Source organism: Siccirubricoccus phaeus (assembly GCF_008360935.1).
GTDB lineage: Bacteria > Pseudomonadota > Alphaproteobacteria > Acetobacterales > Acetobacteraceae > Siccirubricoccus > Siccirubricoccus phaeus.
On the sequence record NZ_SRXO01000014.1, the window covers coordinates 11,295 to 29,175 of the forward strand.

Below are 17,881 nucleotides of genomic sequence, written 5' to 3' on the forward strand. Positions count from 1 at the left end.
GAGAACCGCGCATGATCCCGGAGCTGGGTCATTTCGCCCTCATCCTCGCCTTGGCCCTTTCCCTGGTCCAGGCGGCGGTGGGCCTGTTCGGTGCCCAGCGGGCCGAGGCGCGGCTGATGGCCGCCGCGCCGCCGCTGGCCACCGGCGTGCTGCTGGCGACCCTCGCCGCCTTCGCCTGCCTCGCCTGGAGCTATGTGGTGAACGACACCACGGTGGCGAATGTCGTGCAGAACAGCCATTCGGCGAAGCCGCTGCTCTACAAGCTCTCCGGCACCTGGGGGAACCATGAGGGGTCGATGCTCCTTTGGGTCCTCATCCTGGCGCTCTGCGGCGGGGCGGTGGCGGCCTTCGGCAGCAACCTGCCCTCCGCGCTGCAATCCCGGGTGCTGGCGGTGCTGGGGCTGATCGCCGCGGCCTTCCTCGGCTTCATCCTCGCCACCTCCAACCCCTTCGAGCGGATGTGGCCGCCGCCCATGGATGGCCAGGGGCTGAACCCCATCCTCCAGGACCCCGGCCTCGCCTTCCACCCGCCGCTGCTCTACCTCGGCTATGTCGGCTTCGCCGTCACCTATGCCTTCGCCGTCGCGGCGCTGATCGAGGGCCGCGTCGACGCCGCCTGGGGGCGCTGGGTGCGGCCCTGGGCGCTGGCGGCGTGGAGCTTCCTGACGCTCGGCATCGCCCTGGGAAGCTGGTGGGCCTATTACGAGCTGGGCTGGGGCGGCTACTGGTTCTGGGATCCGGTGGAGAACGCCTCGCTGCTGCCCTGGCTGGCCGGCACCGCCCTGCTGCACTCCGCCATCGTGGTGGAGAAGCGGGAGGCGCTGAAGACCTGGACGGTGTTCCTGGCGCTGCTGGCCTTCGGCATGAGCCTGCTCGGCACCTTCCTCGTCCGCTCCGGCGTGCTGACCAGCGTGCATGCCTTCGCCAACGACCCGGCGCGGGGGGTGGTGATCCTCTGCCTGCTGGCCGTCTTCATCGGCGGCGGCTTCCTGCTGTTTGCCTGGCGAGCGGCGAGCATGGTGCCGGCGGGCGTCTTCGTCCCGCTCTCCCGCGAGGGCGCGCTGGTGCTGAACAATCTGCTTCTGTGCAGCATCGCGGCGGTGGTGCTGGTCGGCACCCTCTACCCGATGTTCGCGGATCTGCTGCTCTCGGAAAAGATCTCGGTCGGGCCGCCCTTCTTCAACACCGCCACCCTGCCGCTGGCGGCGCCCTTGATCGGCGCCATGGCGGTGGGGCCGATGCTGCCCTGGAAGCGGGCGCGGCTGGCGCCGGCGCTGCTGCGGCTGTGGTGGGTGGCGCTGGCGGCGCTGGCGGCCTTTCTGCTCTGCCTCGCGCTGGAAGGGTGGCGGCTCGGCCCGGCCCTCGGCTTCGCCGCCGCGCTGTGGCTGATGGCCGGGGCGGCGGCGGATATCGCCGAAAGGCTGGCGCTGTTCAGCCGGCCGCGCGCCGCCTGGGGGCGGGCGAAGGGCCTGCCACGCGCCGCCTGGGGCGCGGCGCTGGGGCATGCCGGGCTGGGCGTGACGGTGCTCGGCCTGGCCGGCATGGGGCTGGCGACGGACCGGCTGGCGGCACTGAAGCCCGGGGAGGCGGTGACCCTCTCCAGCTATGAATTCCGGCTGGAGAGCGTGCGCGACGTGCAGGGCCCGAATTGGACCGCCCGCCGCGCCACCCTGGCCGTGACGCGCGGGGGCCGCCCGGTGACGGTGCTGGAACCCGACCGCCGGAGCTTCCCCGTGGCGCGGATGACGACGACGGAGGCCGCCATCCACACCACCTGGCTGTCCGACCTCTACGTGGTGCTGGGCGAGGAGCGGGACGGCGCGGCCATCCTCCGCCTGCACCACAACCCGCTGGCGCCCTGGATCTGGCTGGGGGCGGCGGTGATGGCGCTGGGCGGCGGGCTTTCCCTCAGCGACCGGCGGACGCGGGTGGCGGCGCCGGCGGCGAGGCTGGCGGCAAAGGCGGCGCGGGCATGAATGAGGTGAGCACGCCGCCTCCCCGCGCGGGCGGGTCCGAGGACCGGCGATCCGCCCTCTCGGTCTCCCCCCACCCCAACCCTCCTCCGCAAAGCGGGGGAGGGAGAAGGCGCCTGCTGCTTCTCGCGCCGCTTGGCGCCGCCGCCGCCGCGGGCGCGGGGTTCTACGCCATGCTGCGGGGGCTCGGCACCGGCAGCTACGATCCGCGCGGCGTGCCCTCCGCCCTGATCGGCAAGCCGCCGCCCGATTTCGCCCTGCCGCCGCTGGACGGTGCCGAGCGCCCGCCCCTGTCCGCCGCCGATCTGCGCGCGCCGGGGCGGCCGGTGCTGGTGAATTTCTTCGCCTCCTGGTGCGTGCCCTGCGTCATCGAGCATCCGCAGCTCATGCGCCTCTCGCGCGAGGGCGTGCCGCTGCTGGGCATCGCCTATAAGGACAAGCCGGAGGACAGCCTCGGCTTCCTCCGCCGCCACGGCAATCCCTTCGCGAAGCTCGGGGTGGACCAGCCCGGCCGGGTGGCGATCGATTGGGGCCTGTACGGCGTGCCGGAGACCTACCTCATCGACAAGGCCGGGATCATCCGCTGGCGCTGGGCCGGGCCGATCACCGAGGACACGATGAGCGCCGAATTGCAGCCCTTGCTGCGCCGCTACGCATGAGGCCCGGCGCCTTGCGCAGCAGCGGGGGCTCCGCCACCCCGCCTTCGCCCCGGGCTGTCCGCCCTGAGAGCCCGCCCGAAACGGGTCTGTGGCGCGTCCCAGCCGAAGTTTTCCACCTTGGCGACGCCCGCATCCCGGCCGGGGCGAAGACAACCTCGCCGCTTCGCTCCGGGTCGGCAGCTTCAACCCATGGGTCCAAAACTCAGACCGGGGTCCGGGGCCAGGTTTTGGCCCCGGCGGGGGTTGGCGGCGCTGCCGCCAACGGGCAGCGCCCCCGATCTTTCGTCCTCGCCGCCCTGCTCCTCCTCGCCTCCCCTGCCCTCGCCGCCGTGGGCGACCCCGCCGAGCAGCTCCGCGACCCCGCCCAGGAGGAAAAGGCCCGCGCCATCGGCCGCGAGCTGCGCTGCATGGTCTGCCAGAACCAGTCCATCGAGGACAGCGACGCCGACCTGGCCCGGGACCTCCGCCGCATCGTCCGCGAGCAGGTGGCGGCCGGCCGCAGCGAGCGCGAGGTGATCGACTATCTGCACGACCGCTACGGCGATTACGTGCTGCTGCGGCCGCCGCTGCGGGCCGGCACGCTGCTGCTCTGGGCGGCGCCGGCCGTGGCGCTGGCGGGCGGCGTGGCGCTGGTGCTGGCCATGCGCCGCCGCAGCGCCGCCGCCCCTGCCCCGGCGCCGCTTTCCGAGGAAGAGGAGGCCCGGCTGGCCGAGAAGCTGCGGGGGCGGCCCGGGGCGTGACCGATCTGCTTTTCTGGCTGGTGCTCGGCGCCCTTGCCCTGGCCGCCCTGCTGCCGCTCGGCCTGGCCCTGCTGCGCCCGCCCCGCGCCCGCGGCCGGCGGGAGGCGGATCTGGCGCTGTTCGAGGCCCAGCGCGCCGAGCTGGCGCGGGAGGCGGAGGCCGGCCGGCTGGCCCCCGAGGCGCATCGCGCCGCGCTGCTGGAATTGCAGCGCCGGCTGCTGGCGGCGCCGGAGGACGCCGCGGCGCGGGGCGGCGGCAAGCGCCTGCTGGCCGGGCTGCTGGTGGCGGTGCCGGTGGCGGCCTTCGGGCTTTACCTGGCGACCGGCACGCCCGGCATGCCCTCCGCCCCCTACACGCTGCGGCGGGAGGTGGCGGAGCGCGACGCGGCCATGCTGGCGCAGCTCCGTGCCCGGCTGGCGCAGATGCCGCCGAACAGCCCGCAGGCCCGCACGGGCTGGCTGCTGCTGGGCAATGCGGAGCGCGGCCGGGGCGAGCTGGGCGCCGCCGCCGAGGCCTTCCAGCGCGCTTTGGCGATGCAATTCGACCCTGACCTTGCCGGCCAGCTCGCCCAAGTGCTGCTGGAGGATGGCAAGGTGGAAGAAGCCTCCCGCCTGCTGGCGGAAAGCCTGCCGCGGGCGCCGGGCCATATCGGGCTGCGCTTCCTCTCCGGCCTGGCGGAGGAACGGGCGGGGCGGCCGGCGAATGCGCGGCGGGTGTGGCAGGCGCTGCTGGCAGATGCGCCGGAAGACGTGCCCTGGCGGGGGATGGTGGAGAGGCGGCTGCAGAGCCTGCCTTGAGTGCCGAGAGGGGGCGCTGCCCCCTCTCGGGCTCTCCCCCGCCAAAGGCCGAAGGGCCTTTGGGAACCTTGAGTTTTGCGCCTCGACCGTCGCGCCTAGGCTAAAGGGTTCCAGGGGGCCTTTTCGGCCCTTGGCGGGGTTGGACGCATTGCGTCCAATACCCGGCATGCAATTTGCAACGCCCGTATCACCACCCGCGTGAGGCCAAGCGATGCAAATCGGCGTCTTCCTGCCCATCGGCAATAATGGCTGGCTGATCTCCACCACCTCCCCGCAATACGCCCCGAGCTTCGAGCTGAACCGCACGGTCACCCAGGCCGCGGAACGCTATGGGCTGGATTTCGTGCTGTCCATGATCAAGCTGCGCGGCTTCGGCGGCGCCTCCGGCTATTGGGACCAGAATCTGGACAGCTTCACCCTGATGTCGGCGCTGGCGGCGGTGACGTCGCGCATCCAGCTCTACGCCACCGTGCCGATCCTGGCCGTGCCGCCGGCGATCGCGGCGCGCCAGGCGATGACCATCGACAACATCTCCGGCGGCCGCTTCGGGCTGAACCTCATCACCGGCTGGCAGAAAGCGGAATACGCCCAGATGGGCCTCTGGCCCGGGGAGGCGCATTACGGCCAGCGCTACGACATGCTGACCGAGTACGTCTCCATCATGCAGGCGCTGTGGACGACGGGGCGCTGCGACCTCAAGGGCCGCTTCTTCACCATGGAGGATTGCCGGCTGGGGCCGCTTCCCTCCCGCCCGATTCCGATGATCGCCGCCGGCACCAGCGACCCGGGCATGGCCTTCGCCGCGCAATGCTGCACCTATAATTTCTGCACCGGCCAGGGCGCGATCAACGACCCGCGGGACAGCGCCGCCAATGTCGCGCGGCTGCGGCAGGCGACGGCGGCGGCCGGCACGCAGGTGCAGGCGCTGGCGCTCACCATGGTGATCGCCGACGAGACCGACGCCGCGGCGGAAGCCAAGTGGCAGCACTACGTCGCCGGCACGGATCACGAGGCGCTGGCCTGGCGCGTGGCCCAGGCGAGCGGCGATGCCAACCCCACGGCCAATTCCCATTCCCTGCATCTGCGCAAGGCGACGCCGCTGCCCAATGGCGGCTCGAAGCTCATCGGCTCCTACGCCACCATCGCGCGGCTGCTGGACGAAATGGCCGAGATCGAAGGCCTGGCCGGGGTGATGCTGACCTTCGACGATTTCCGCATCGGCATCGAGCAATTCGGCCAGCGCATCCAGCCGCTGATGCGCAGCCGGCAGAACGCGCTGCAAGCCGCGTAACAGGAGTATCGAGGAATGAGCCTTCCCCGCATCGCCGTCATCGGCACCGGCGGCACCATCTCCGGCGTCGGCGCCGACCGGCTGGATCTGTACGAATACGGCACCTCCGGCCGCTTCATGAAGGTGGATGAGCTGCTGGCGACGGTGCCGGAGCTGTCGCGCATCGCCGAAATCGTGCAGGTGCCCTATATGAACGTCGCCAGCACGGCCTTCGGGCCGGCGCACTGGCTGGCGATCCTGACGCTGATCCACCAGACGGCGAAGGCCGACCCCTCCATCGCCGGCATCGTCGTGACGCATGGCACGGCGACCTTGGAGGAGACGGCCTATTTCCTGAACCTCGCCGTGCGCGTGCCGGTGCCGGTGGTGGTCTGCGGCGCGATGCGGCCCTCCTCTGCGCTCGGCGCCGATGGCGGGATGAACCTGCTGAACGCGGTGCGCGTGGCCGCCTGCCCGGAAAGCCGCGGCATGGGCGTGCTGGTGATGCTGAATGACGAGATCAACGCGGCGCGCGACGTCGCCAAGACCTCCAACTACCGGCTGAACACCTTCGTCTCGCGCGATGTCGGCATCCTCGGCAGCGCCGATGGCGACATGGTGGAGTTCTACCGCAAGCCGCTGCGCCGCGGCGCGCCGGAGACGGAGTTCGAGGTGGACGGCCTCGAGGAGCTGCCGCGCGTCGACATCATCCCGGCCTATGCCGGGGCGGATGCGGTGTTCATCGAGGCTGCCGTGGCCGCGGGGGCGAAGGGGCTGGTCTCGGCCGGCCTGCCCTCCGGCTCCCCTTCGCCGGCGCAGATGGGTGCGCTGGAGGCGGCGGTGCAGCGCGGGGTGGTGGTGGTGCAGTCCTCGCGTTCCGGCAGCGGGCGGGTGATCGACACCAAGGTTTCGCTGCGTCGCTCCGGCTTCCTCGGCGGCGACAGCCTGACGCCGGTGAAGGCGCGCATCCTGCTGATGCTGGCGCTGACCAAGACCAGCGATCCGGAGGAGATCCGGCGGATGTTCAAGACCTACTGACGGATTCCTCCGAAAGAAGGCGCCTTTCGGCGCCTTCGACGCCGTCGAAGGCGACTATTCGCGAAGGCCACGGTCCGGTTTTCCTGTCGAGGATGCCGCGTAGCGGCACCGCGCTTCGCGCCGAAGGCGTGCTATCCGCACGACGCGCGGCTGCATCCTTGACAGGAAAGCCGGACCATGGCTGTGGCTTGGGGTACGCTCGGTCGCGCCGGAGGCGCGCCTCTGGCGCGACGTCGAGCACGCTTTGCGCGCCCGGCCGGAACGGCCAGGAAGGCGGCCCCGTTCTTGCAGTTCTTCGCAACACAACAGCACGACACAGCGCAGGATAGCCGCATGAGCAACCACGCCCTCATCGTCTCCGGCTTCCCGCTGGACGACACCGCCCGCGAGATCCTCCTCGCCCCGCTGCCGCCCGGCACGGAAGCCGTGGCGCTGCCGGATCTCTCGCCGGAAGCCCGCGCCGCCGCGCTGTCCCGCGCCAGCGCCTATCTCGGCCGCAATACGGCCAAGGAATTGCAGCCGGGCGAGGCGCCCCTGCTGGCCGAGGCAAAGCTGATTCAGTTCATGAATGCCGGCGTGGATTTCGTGCCGTTGCGCGCCCTGCCGGCGCAGGTGCCCATTGCCTGCAATGGCGGCGCTTATGCCGAGCCCATGGCGGAACACGCCCTCGCCATGGCGCTGGCCGCCGCCAAAAGGCTGTTCATCGAGCATGCCGCCCTCGCCCGCGGCGAGTTCAACCAGATGACGCGGAACCGCAGCCTTGCCGGCATGGTCTGCGGCATCCTCGGCTTCGGCGGCATCGGCGCCGCCATCGCCCGGCTGATGCGGCCCATGGGCGTCGCCATCCACGCCATCAAGCGCGGCCCTACCAACGAAACCGTGGACTGGCTCGGCACCCCCGACAAGTTGGAGGAAATGCTGGCCGCCGCTGACATCCTGGTGCTCAGCGTGCCGCTGACCGAGAAGACCCGCGGCATCATCGATGGCCGCGCCCTCGCCCTGATGAAGAAGGACGCCATCCTCATCAACCTGGCGCGCGGCGAGGTCGTGGATGAAGCGGCGCTCTTCGCCCATCTCCAGGCCAATCCGGAATTCACCGCCTGCATCGACGCTTGGTGGGTGGAGCCGATCCGGCATGGCCAGTTCCGCATGGAACATCCCTTCATGAGCCTGCCCAACGTCATCGGTTCGCCGCATAATTCCGCCTCGGTCGGCGGCGTCACCCAGATGGCGCTGGCCGCGCGGCGGACAATATTGCCCGGGCGCTGCGCGCGGAGCCGGTCTGGAACCTGGTCGGCGCCGATGAGCGGGAGGCGGCGCCGGAAGGATAAAAACGTGCCGAAGGACGGGACGGAAACGCCAGGCATAGAAACAAGATGGAGCTGGATCATCGCCGTCGCGGCGGTGGTCATCCTCTCCGTCTCCTTCGGCGCACCGCTGATCGTGACGGTCGGGCTGCGCGACATCGCGGAAAGCATGGGGGAGGCGCGGTCGCTGCCCTCCCTCGTCGCCTCCCTCGCCTATGTCGGCGCCGGGCTGGGCGGCGTGCTGATGGGCTGGGTGGCCGGCCGTACCTCGGCGCGGCTGGTGGCGGTGCTGGGCAGTGTGATGGTCACGGGCGGGCTGCTGCTCGCCTCGGGCGGGGCACCCTGGCAGTTGCTGCTCGGCTTCGGGCTGATGGTCGGGCTGCTGGGCAATGGCGCGCTCTACCCGCCGATGATGGCCTACGTCTCCCTCTGGTTCGACAAGCGGCGGGGCACGGCGCTGGCGCTGGTCGCTTCCGGGCAATATGTCGCCGGCGCGCTCTGGCCGGCGCTGATCGAGCGGGGCATCGCCACGCTCGGCTGGCAGCGGACCATGGCGCTCTATGCCGGGGTGGTGGCGCTGGTGGCGCTGCCGCTGGCGGCGCTGGTGCTGCGGCCGGCGCCGCTGCCGCCGCCGGGCAGCGCGGCCGCCGCGGGGCCGGTGGCCGGCGCGCGCGTGCTGGGCATGGCGCCGAACCTGGCGCTGGCGCTGCTCGGCCTCGCCTCCTTCCTCTGCTGCATCCCCATGGCGATGCCGGCGGCGCATCTCGTCGCCTTCTGCGGCGATCTCGGCCTGACGCGGCAGAGCGGCGCGGCGATGCTCTCCGTCCTGCTGGTCGCGGCCTTCGTCGCGCGGCAATTCTGGGGCTGGGTGGCGGACCGGATCGGCGGGCTGCATGCGGTCATCGCCGGGAATATCTGCCAGACGGTGGGCATGGCCGCCTTCCTGGCGACGGCCGACGAGGCCGGGCTGTTCCTGGTGGCGGCCGCCTTCGGCCTCGGCTTCAGCGGCATCGTGCCCGCCTACATCCTGGCGGTGCGGGAGTTGTTCCCGGCGCAGGAGGCGAGCTGGCGGGTGCCGGCGCTGCTCTTCCTCAGCCTCTCCGGCATGGCGGCGGGGGCCTGGCTGGCCGGCGTGCTGTATGACGGCTTCGGGAATTATGCTGTGGCGTGGCAGGCGGGGATCGCGGCGAACCTGGCGGCGCTGGCGCTGCTGGGGGCGCTGGCCTGGCGGCGCCGGGCGGGTCTCGCGGTGCCGGCGTGACGCCGCCGCGCCCCGCCGCGCGCTACGCCTTCGTCAGCCGCCGGAGATTGGCCCGCACCCGGCGTTCCGCCGGGGCCATGGCCGCCGCCATCACCGCCGGGGCGGCGGCGCCGGCCAGCATCGCCTGGCCGGCGGCCAGCGCCCCTGCCTCGAAGGCGCGCTGCTTTTCCAGCGCGTAGCGCAGCAGCATCGCCTGGGCGGAGGCCGGCTCCGCCCAGAGCTGCAGGGAACGGGCGGTGAAGACGAAGCCGGCCTGCCAGGCGAGGGCCGCGGCTGCAAATGGGTTCATGGGGCCGCGGCCTTTCCGGTGGTGTGACGGTAGGGGCCGCCCGGCCGGCCCGTTCCTGCTCACCCTGCCCCGGATCGGGCCGCCGCGCCAGGGGCGGCCGAGACGGCAGGGTTCAGGGTGCAGCGCCCAGGCCGGCGCCCGATGCGGCTTCACGGCACGCGGCCATTCGGCCAGCCGCAGGAAGCCGGCCAGGACCTGGCGCCGAGCCGGTGCCGGCCAGGGGATCGCCAGGCACGGATGTGGAAGGCGGGACCGGCGCCGGCCCCGTGCTGCTCGGTCCTGACGGGACTCCTAGAGCGTGATCGGTTGAGGTCGAATCGACCGAAACCGTGAATCACGCGACCGAACAATGAGCTAGAGCGGGGCGGGTGAGCGCAGCTCAACCGATCCCGCTCTAGGCGCCGGCGAAAGCTGGCCCGGCGCGCCCCGCCAAGGGCCCGCGCCGCCTGTTGCCCTGAAGCGGCTTTGCCGCTTCAGGCCGTGCCAGGCGCCGCTCGTCAGGCTCCCCGGGGCCCCATGGCGTCGCGCAGCGACATCCTGAGGAAGAGGGGTCAGAGCGCGGCCAGGACCGCCTCGGCCTTGCTCACCTCGAAGGCGCCGGCGGCCTCGACGGCCAGGTGCGTCACCTTGCCGTCCTTGGCCACCAGGGCGAAGCGCTGGCAGCGCACGCCAAGGCCGCGCGCCGTCAGGTCCAGCTCCAGCCCCAGCGCCTTGGTGAAGGCGGCGCTGCCATCGGCGATCATCACCACCTTGTCGCCCACGCCCTGGTCCTTGCCCCAGGCGCCCATGACGAAGGCGTCATTCACCGCCATGCAGGCGACGACATCGGCGCCCTTGGCCTTCAGCGCGTCATACTGGGAGACGAAGCCCGGCAGGTGCTTGGCGGAGCAGGTGGGGGTGAAGGCACCCGGCACGCCGAACAGCACCACCGTCTTGCCGCCGAACAATTCCTCGGTCGAGATCTCCTTCGGGCCTTCCGCCGTGCCCTGCATCAGCTTCATGGACGGGATGCTGTCGCCAACCTTGATGGTCATGGGTGTGCCTCCTCCAACCACGCTCCTGTAACCCCTTCGCCGCGCTCTGTCATCGCCCGGAGGGCTGCCCCGGCTTGCAGGATGCCCCGCGCCCCGCCATGTTTTCGCCATGGCGAGACGCTCCCGCACTGCTACTGTCGCTTTACCCATGGTCCAGGGCACCGGCTACCTGTCCGGCCAGATGCTGATCGCGATGCCGAGCCTGCAGAGCCCGAGCTTCGCCCGCACCGTCATTTGCCTGGTCGCCCATTCCGCCGAGGGGGCCATGGGGATCGTGGTGAACAAGCCGCTCGAGACCCTTTCCTTCGATGAGCTGCTGAAGCAGCTCGACCTTTCGCCCCTGCCGCCGCAGCGGCGGCTGCCGATGTTCCAGGGCGGGCCGGTGGAGGGGGGGCGCGGCTTCGTGCTGCACACGGCGGACTGGTCCAGCGACCAGTCCCTGCCGGTGGGCCGGGATTTCGCCCTGACCGCCAGCGTGGACATCCTGAAGGCGATCGCCGGCGGCGGCGGGCCGCGCCAGGGGATGCTGGCGCTGGGCTATGCCGGCTGGGGGCCGGGGCAGTTGGAGGAGGAGATCCAGGCCAATGCGTGGCTTTCCGTCTCCCCGGATGAGGCGCTGCTGTTCGGCGGCGATGACGGGCGGAAATGGCGGGCGGCGCTGGCCAAGCTGAAGATCGACCCGCTGCTGCTCTCCGGCGCGGCGGGGCACGCATAGTTCATCCCCATGGCGTCGCTGCGCGACGCCATGGGCCCCGGGGATTCCCTTATGGCCGGCGCCTCGCACAGCCTGTCCCGGCAAAGCCGCGCCTGGGCGGCCGGCGGTCCGGTTCGGTGGGGCGTCCTGCTCCCCCTTTTGGGTGAAGGCGCCTCCGGGGTGCGCCTTGCCCCGAGCGGCGCTGCCTGTATGGCCGCGCCCCCGCGCGGAAGCCGCAGCGGCGGGCTGGGCGCCGCGCTACTCCGCCAGGCCGAGCGCCGCGTGCAGAGCGGCCAGTGCCTGCGGCACCTCCAGGGCCTGCATCGCGCCATGCCAGGCCTCGGCCGCGGCGAGCAGCGCCGCGACGCCGATCGCCATGTCCGACTAGGCGGAGAAATCGCACCAGATCTGCGCCGCATAGCCATAGATGGCGAGCAGCGCATCCAGCGCCGCGACCCCCTCCGGGTCCCGGAACACCGGGTCCACCAATTGCGTCGCCAGGGTATTCGCCAGCAGCACCTTCTTCACCAGCCCGCCCAGGATGAGCAGCCCCGCCATCAGGAAGGGGATGCGCCGCGGATCGGCGGGGGTCGCGACCTGCGGCAGGAAATGCGCCGCGCGGACGATCGGCCCTGCGGCCAGATGCGGGAAGAAGAAGATGTAGACCAGCACGTTCAGCGGGGAGGGCTCGGCCCGCGCCTCCCCCCGCGCGACATCGACGATGTAGGAGATGGCCTGGAAGCAGAAGAAGGAGATGCCGACCGGCAGCACGATGCCAAGCAGGGGCGGCGCCTCCAGCCCCAGCCGCGCCAGCAGCGCGCCCGCCTCCGCCAGGAAGAAATCCGCGTATTTGAACCAGCCCAGCACGGCGAGCGGCCCGGCCACCGCCAGCGGCAGCAGCCAGGCGGGCCGCGGCGCGGCGATCCCGTCCCCCCTGGGCGCCAGCAGCCGCCCCGCCCCCCAGGCCCAGAGCCCGAGCACCCCGAGCAGGGCACAGAATTCCAGCGACCACTGCGCATAGAAGAGGATGCTGGCGCCCAGCAGCAGGCAGCGATCCGCCACCAGATGCCGCCGCAAACCCCAATGCGCCAGGAAGACGCCGAGGAAGAACAGGGCGAAGGCCCCGGTCGGGAAGAGCATGCGCGGCTACTGCCCGGGGGTTCGCGGGCCGGGGGCCGGCCAGCCGCCGCCCCTACCGGCAGGCGGCCCGGCGCGCCGGGCCGTGGGGCGACGGCGCCCGCTCACCTGGGCCGGCGCGCCAGGCCAAGGCGACGGCGCCCATTCGCCGGCCGGCACGCCAGGCCACCAGGCGACGCCCCCCCGGTCACCGGCACGCCAAGCCGGCAGGATCGCCGCCCCGCACCCGCTACACCGAACCGGCAAGCGGCGTGCCCTGGCGGCGCATCAGCCGGTCGAACAGCCGCTCGGCGGAGAAGCGGTAGCCATCGGCCGTCATGTGCACATGGTCGTCCTGCACCATCTTCGGCGCGCCGCGGGTCAGCGCATCCAGCCGGCAGATGCCGCCCGTCACCTCCGCCCAGTCCCAGAAGCCCAGCCTTTCCGCCGCCGCCACCCGGCGCTGCGCCAGCTTCACCGCGGCCAGGCCCGGCAGCGGCGCCCAGCCGCCGCAGCCCCGCGGGTGCCGCCCCACCCGCCGGGCGGAATCCGGCGCGCCGATCAGCAGCATCGCGCTCCGCGGCGCCATCCGCCGCAGCGCCCGCACCCGGGCGGTGAGCTGCGCGGCATAGGCCTCGGCGTCCAGCCCGGCATCCACCGCCTCGTTGGTGCCATAGGCCAGCAGGATCAGCGCCGGCGGCCGCGCCGCCAGGTCATCGGCCAGGATCGCCTGGTCCAGGTTGGAGAGCATGTCGATGGTGGCGCCGTTGATGCCATGCCCCTCCACCAGCACGCCGGGGCCGCGGCGCTCCACCCCCCAGCCCAGCAGCTCCACGGGGCCGTCGCCCATCACCTCCACCGCCACCTCACGGAAGCGGCGCGGCAAATCCAGCGGCACCGGGGCACGGCGCGGCTCCGGCGCGCGGCTGCGCAGCACCGGGCCGGCCTCGCCATCCAGCGATAGGCGGAATTGCCCGCCCCCCGGCTGCACCAGCACGTCGAGCGAGAAGCGGTCGAACCCCTCCGGCTCCGTGGAGCGGAGCAGGATGCGGCTGCCGGCGGCGCTGCCCCGCAGCCGGTAGCCAGCGATGCCGAAGGGGCCGGGCGTGCCGGCGCGCAGCGCATTGGCGGCCGTCCAGGCGCCCTGCTGCTCCACCTGCACGAGGGCAGGGCGGTAGAAGCGCGGCGCCTGGCCGGGCGGCAGGCGGCCGGGGCCGATGGCGCCGTAGCGCGCCTGGAACAGCTCCCGCAGCCGGGCGATGAAGAAGGGGCCGGCGGTGTGGCTGTCGCCGAATTGCACGATCAGCACGGGCTGGGTGGCGCGCCTTGCCTCGAGCTGCGCCAGCGCACCGTAGAACCCGGCCAGCGGCTCGCCCGCCCCTGCCGCGGCCGGCATCGGCAGCGCCTCCGGCACCGCCGGCGCCAGGTGCCAGTCCGGCGTCCAGCGTTCCAGCTCCGCCAGGGAATGCAGCGCGCCGGAAGGCTCCGCGGCCCGCGCCGGCACGCCCCCCCGCGCCAGGTCGCAGCCGGAAAGCAGCAGCCCCGCCCCGAGCTTCCCCAGCAGCGAGCGACGCGATGTTCCGGCCCGCGAACGCGGCATATTGCCTCCTCAACGCGAAATCTTTACGGTTGCCGATGCGTGTTGTCCAATATTCGGGAACCGCACCTCCTCGCATGACACGAACGCTTGTGACACGAAAACCGGTCACGGCCGGGTTGGGGCGCCGGCCCTTGCTCGGACTGGTTTGCACCGCCTTCGCATCGATGCCCGCGGCGGCCCGCGCCGGGGAGGCTGCTCCGGCCCGGGCGCAGGATGGGGCTGGGGCTTAACGATCCTTTTCTGCGGGGACAGCCTGGCCCAGGGGCTCTACCTCGCCTCCCTTCCCGCCCTGCGGCGGCAGCGGGAGCTGAAGCTGGTGAACGGCACCCGCCACGCCACCGGCCTCACCCGCGCGGACGAATATGATTGGGTGGAGGCGGTGCGGGAGGCGACGGCGCGGGCCCGGCCGCAACTCATGCTCGCCTGGATCGGCGCCAATGATTTCCGCCCCATGGTGGACCGCGCCACCCGCCAGCGCTTCGCCTTCGGCAGCCCGGGCTATGCCGAGGCCTATGCCGCCCGCGTGGCCGCCATGGCGGAGCATGCGCGGGCCTGCGGCGCCGTCGTCGCCTGGCTGGGCCTGCCCAATATGCGGGAGCCGGGCTTCGCCCAATTCACCCAGAGGCTGAATGAGATCGAGGAGCGCGGGGCGCGGGCCAGCGGCGCGCTCTGGGTGCCGAGCTGGGCGGCGACCAGCGACCCGGAAGGGCATTTCCGCGCCTCCCTGGCCGGATCGGATAGGGTGGAACGCCGGCTGCGGGCGGATGACGGGGTGCATTTCTCCGAGCTCGGCTACCGCGCCATCGCCCGTCTGGCCTTCGCCGCCGTGGCGGCGGAGGAGCCGGAGCTGGCCCCGCCCCTGGCCGCGGCCGGCGCCGCCCTGGTGGCCTGAACCGCCGCCACATAACAATCAACCGAGCCCGGCCATCGGCTATTGCGCCATAGGGGCAGGTTGAATACTCAGCTTCTATTGTCCTGATCGACGCGGCAGCAATTCGGTCGCGCAAGGGCGGGGCAGGTTTTATTTTCGACTTTTGTTTCTTGAGGCCCTGACTTGGTTCTGGATGCCGAACAGGTCGCCGCCGCCATTGCGTCCGGCTGCACCTTCGAACCTGCCACCCCCGCCGCGGTGCAGCGCCTTTCCATGCAACGGAAGGTCTTCACCATCGATGGCCGGCCCTTCCTGGCCAGCCGCGGCGACGGGCTTTACGAAACCGCCGGCACGCTGAGCGCGCTGATCGAGCAAGGGCGGGAGGTGATGGCCTATTTCGGCCAGCCGCCGGCGGCTGCGGCGCGGGCAGAGGCGGCGCCCGAGGCCGCAGCGGCCCCGGCCGAGGAGGCGGCGGCGCCGGCCGAAGCCGTCATGGCGGAGGGTGCCGGTGCCGAAGCCGAACCGGCCAAGGCGAGGGCCGCCGCCCCGCAGCGCCGGCCCCGCAAGCCCCGTGCGGCGCCGGAAGCCCGGGAGGAGGCAGCCCCGCCCGGGCCTGCGGACCTCTCGCCGGAAGCCGTCTTGCCCCGCTTCCCGCTGGGCCCCGGCCGCGCGGCGCGGCGCGGTGGGCGCTGGCTGACCGCCGGGGCGGAACGCCGCGGCCGGCGCGAGCAGCACTGGTCCGCCAGGCAGAAATAACCGCGGGGGGCATATCTGTAGGCGCTAGCTTAGAAGGGCTGCGATAGGGCTCTGCCCCCAACCCCCCGCCGGAGCCAGGTCCTGGCCCCGGCGGGGGTTCGGGGGCAGAGTCCCCGATCTTTGTCTTCTTAGGAATTTCTCAAAGTTGGCGCCTAAGGGGAATCCCCCACCCGGGGGGCAGAGCCCCACCAAGGGCGCCGCCTTCCCGGACCGCCGCTGGTCGGCAGGTTAAACTCTCGGCTCTGGAACCTCAGGCCGGGCGTGGGGGCAGAGCCCCATCCCGCTCCCCCTGGACAGGTCCCTTGCCCCGGCCCACCCTCTCCGGCGAAACATCGCCAACGGGGGGAGCATGTCCGAGCCATCAGGCCCGCGCACGCTGTTCGAGAAGATCTGGTCGCGCCATCGCGTGACGGAGCGCGAGGACGGCCAGACGCTGCTCTATGTCGGCCGCCACCTGCTGCATGACGGCGGCGCCACCGCCTTCGACGTGCTGCGCCAGCGCGGGCTGAAGCCGCGGGCGCCGGACCGCATCTTCGCCACGCCCGATCACTACGTCTCCACCGCCGGCCGCAAGCTGGCGGAGATCGAGGATCCGCGCCACCGCGAGATGGTGGAGAAGCTGGCGCGCAACACGGCGGAGCACGGCATCCGTATGTTCGGCCTGGGCGATCCCAACCAGGGCATCGTGCATGTGATGGGGCCGGAGACGGGACTTTCCCAGCCCGGGCTGCTGATCGTCTGCGGCGACAGCCACACCTCCACCCATGGCGCGGTGGGCGCGCTGGCCTTCGGCATCGGCAGCACCGAAGTGGCGCATGTGCTGGCGACGCAGACGCTGTGGCAGCGCAAGCCGAAGACCATGCGCATCACCGTGGATGGCACGCTGGGGCCGCAGGTGACGGGGAAGGATGTGATCCTCGCCATCATCGCGCGGATCGGCGCGGCGGGGGCGACGGGGCATGTCATCGAATATGCCGGCAGCGCCATTCGCGGGCTTTCCATGGAAGGGCGGCTGACGCTCTGCAACATGTCCATCGAGGCGGGTGGCCGCGCCGGCATGGTGGCGCCGGACGAGACCACCTATGCCTATCTGCATGGCCGACCCTACGCGCCGCAGGGCGCGGAGTGGGATCAGGCGGTGATGCACTGGCGGGAGCTGCCGAGCGATGCGGGCGCGGTGTTCGACACCGAGGTGTCGCTGGATGGCAGCGCGATCCAGCCCATGGTCACCTGGGGCAACAGCCCGGAGGATGCGCTGCCGATCGACGCCGCGGTGCCGGACCCGGAGAGCGCGGCGGATGCCGAGCGGCGGGCGCAGATGCGGCGGATGCTGGACTATATGGGGCTGGTGCCGGGCACGCCCCTGACGGACATCGCCATCGACCGCGTCTTCATCGGGAGCTGCACGAATTCCCGCATCGAGGATCTGCGCGCCGCCGCCGCCGTGGCGGATGGCCGCAAGGTGGCGGAAGGCGTGCTGGCCTGGGTCGTACCGGGCAGCGAGCCCGTGAAGCGCCAGGCCGAGGCCGAGGGACTGCACGAGGTGTTCCGCCGCGCCGGCTTCGAGTGGCGGGAGCCGGGCTGCTCCATGTGCCTCGGTACCAATGGCGACATCGCCCGGCCGGGGCAGCGCGTCGCCTCCACCTCCAACCGCAATTTCATGGGGCGGCAGGGGCCGGGGGCGCGGACGCATCTGCTGAGCCCGGCCATGGCCGCGGCGGCGGCGGTGACGGGCCGCTTCGCCGATGTGCGCCGGCTGGTGGGAGGCTGAGACGATGGAAGCCTTCGTGACGCTGGACGCCGTGGCGGTGCCGCTGCCGCTGCCGAATATCGACACGGACCAGATCATCCCGGCCCGCTACCTCTCCCGCCCGCGGGAGGTGAACCATGCGGATTTCCTCTTCCATGACGCGCGGCGCGTGCCGGCGACGGACGAGCAGAACCCGGAATTCCCGCTGAACCGGGAGGCCTGGCGGGAGGCGAAGATCATCGTGGCGGGGAAGAATTTCGCCTGCGGCAGCTCCCGCGAGGCGGCGGTGTGGGCGCTGTTCGACGCCGGCTTCCGCTGCGCCATCGCGCCGAGCTTCGGCGACATCTTCCGCAACAACGGCACGAAGAACGGGCTGCTGCCGGTGGTGCTGCCCGCCGAGGTCGTGGAGGACATCCTGGCGCAGCTCGAGGCCTCGCCCGGCGCGCATATCCATGTGGACCTGCCGAAGCAGGAGGTGACGGCGCCGGACGGCAGCACGCACGGCTTCGAGATCGACCCCTTCGCCAAGCACTGCATGCTGAACGGGCTGGACGATTTCGGCGTGACCGCCGCCTATGAGGACGACATCGCCGCCTTCGAACGGCGCTACGGCAGGGAGAACCGCATATGAAGCCGACCGATTCAGCTCTCCGCGCCTCGCGGCGCTCCGACCATCGGGCATATGTCGTGTCGGCCGATTCAGCTCTCCGCGCCTCGCGGCGCTCC

Annotated in this window: 16 protein-coding genes; 12 read left to right on the top strand and 4 right to left on the bottom strand. The window is 72.0% G+C overall.

The annotated features are described in order from the left end of the window. Positions 1–11: 11 nt before the first annotated feature. From E5N76_RS18780 to E5N76_RS18810, 7 genes are all read left to right on the top strand, one after another. Entirely contained in the window at positions 12–1,976 is a 1,965-nt protein-coding gene (locus tag E5N76_RS18780; RefSeq protein WP_149538858.1) for a heme lyase CcmF/NrfE family subunit, read from the top strand. Then, the gene (locus tag E5N76_RS18785) at positions 1,973–2,632 is read left to right on the top strand and encodes a DsbE family thiol:disulfide interchange protein (protein ID WP_149538859.1); all 660 of its coding nucleotides are present in this window, start codon (positions 1,973–1,975) and stop codon (positions 2,630–2,632) included. The genes E5N76_RS18780 and E5N76_RS18785 overlap by 4 nt, the downstream gene beginning before the upstream one ends. A 227-nt stretch (positions 2,633–2,859) precedes the next feature. Next, complete coding sequence (locus tag E5N76_RS30600; protein ID WP_328593065.1) at positions 2,860–3,372, top strand: cytochrome c-type biogenesis protein; 513 nt, start codon at positions 2,860–2,862, stop codon at positions 3,370–3,372. Next, positions 3,369–4,169 carry a c-type cytochrome biogenesis protein CcmI gene (gene ccmI / locus E5N76_RS18795; RefSeq protein ID WP_149538861.1) on the top strand — a complete coding sequence of 267 codons (801 nt, stop codon included), beginning with the start codon at positions 3,369–3,371 and terminating at the stop codon, positions 4,167–4,169. Before E5N76_RS30600 ends, ccmI begins: the two co-directional genes overlap by 4 nt. A gap of 211 nt (positions 4,170–4,380) precedes the next feature. Further along, entirely contained in the window at positions 4,381–5,460 is a 1,080-nt protein-coding gene (gene rutA, locus E5N76_RS18800; RefSeq protein WP_149538862.1) for a pyrimidine utilization protein A, read from the top strand. A gap of 15 nt (positions 5,461–5,475) precedes the next feature. After that, positions 5,476–6,477, top strand: coding sequence for an asparaginase (locus E5N76_RS18805; RefSeq protein ID WP_149538863.1), 1,002 nt, complete (start codon positions 5,476–5,478; stop codon positions 6,475–6,477). A 333-nt stretch (positions 6,478–6,810) separates the two neighbouring features. Next, the gene (locus tag E5N76_RS18810; RefSeq protein WP_187830263.1) at positions 6,811–9,045 is read left to right on the top strand and encodes an MFS transporter; all 2,235 of its coding nucleotides are present in this window, start codon (positions 6,811–6,813) and stop codon (positions 9,043–9,045) included. A gap of 22 nt (positions 9,046–9,067) precedes the next feature. Here E5N76_RS18810 and E5N76_RS18815 read toward each other — a convergent pair whose 3' ends face one another. Next, complete coding sequence (locus E5N76_RS18815; RefSeq protein ID WP_149538865.1) at positions 9,068–9,334, bottom strand: hypothetical protein; 267 nt, start codon at positions 9,332–9,334, stop codon at positions 9,068–9,070. A 551-nt stretch (positions 9,335–9,885) separates the two neighbouring features. Beyond that, a complete protein-coding gene (locus E5N76_RS18820) occupies positions 9,886–10,368 on the bottom strand; it encodes a peroxiredoxin (RefSeq protein ID WP_149538866.1) in 483 nt (160 codons plus the stop codon). Between the two features lie 148 nt (positions 10,369–10,516). Here E5N76_RS18820 and E5N76_RS18825 point away from each other — a divergent pair, with 148 nt between their 5' ends. Next, entirely contained in the window at positions 10,517–11,083 is a 567-nt protein-coding gene (locus tag E5N76_RS18825) for a YqgE/AlgH family protein (RefSeq protein WP_235907775.1), read from the top strand. A 363-nt stretch (positions 11,084–11,446) separates the two neighbouring features. Here the strand turns inward: E5N76_RS18825 and E5N76_RS18830 are convergent, their stop codons facing one another. After that, on the bottom strand, positions 11,447–12,202 hold the full coding sequence (locus E5N76_RS18830; protein ID WP_149538868.1) for an MBOAT family O-acyltransferase: 756 nt from the start codon (positions 12,200–12,202) through the stop codon (positions 11,447–11,449). A 226-nt stretch (positions 12,203–12,428) separates the two neighbouring features. Beyond that, on the bottom strand, positions 12,429–13,778 hold the full coding sequence (locus E5N76_RS18835) for a GDSL-type esterase/lipase family protein (protein WP_149538869.1): 1,350 nt from the start codon (positions 13,776–13,778) through the stop codon (positions 12,429–12,431). A gap of 145 nt (positions 13,779–13,923) precedes the next feature. On the opposite strand from E5N76_RS18835, the gene E5N76_RS18840 reads away from it, so the two are divergent. From E5N76_RS18840 to leuD, 4 genes are all read left to right on the top strand, one after another. Continuing rightward, a complete protein-coding gene (locus tag E5N76_RS18840) occupies positions 13,924–14,670 on the top strand; it encodes a DUF459 domain-containing protein (protein ID WP_187830264.1) in 747 nt (248 codons plus the stop codon). Positions 14,671–14,832: 162 nt separating this feature from the next. Beyond that, positions 14,833–15,405 carry a hypothetical protein gene (locus tag E5N76_RS29660; RefSeq protein ID WP_187830265.1) on the top strand — a complete coding sequence of 191 codons (573 nt, stop codon included), beginning with the start codon at positions 14,833–14,835 and terminating at the stop codon, positions 15,403–15,405. Positions 15,406–15,754: 349 nt separating this feature from the next. Next, the gene (gene leuC, locus E5N76_RS18850) at positions 15,755–17,176 is read left to right on the top strand and encodes a 3-isopropylmalate dehydratase large subunit (protein ID WP_149538871.1); all 1,422 of its coding nucleotides are present in this window, start codon (positions 15,755–15,757) and stop codon (positions 17,174–17,176) included. Positions 17,177–17,180: 4 nt separating this feature from the next. Then, positions 17,181–17,786: a 3-isopropylmalate dehydratase small subunit gene (leuD, locus tag E5N76_RS18855; protein ID WP_149538872.1), complete on the top strand. Its 606-nt coding sequence runs from the start codon at positions 17,181–17,183 to the stop codon at positions 17,784–17,786. Positions 17,787–17,881: the final 95 nt, after the last annotated feature.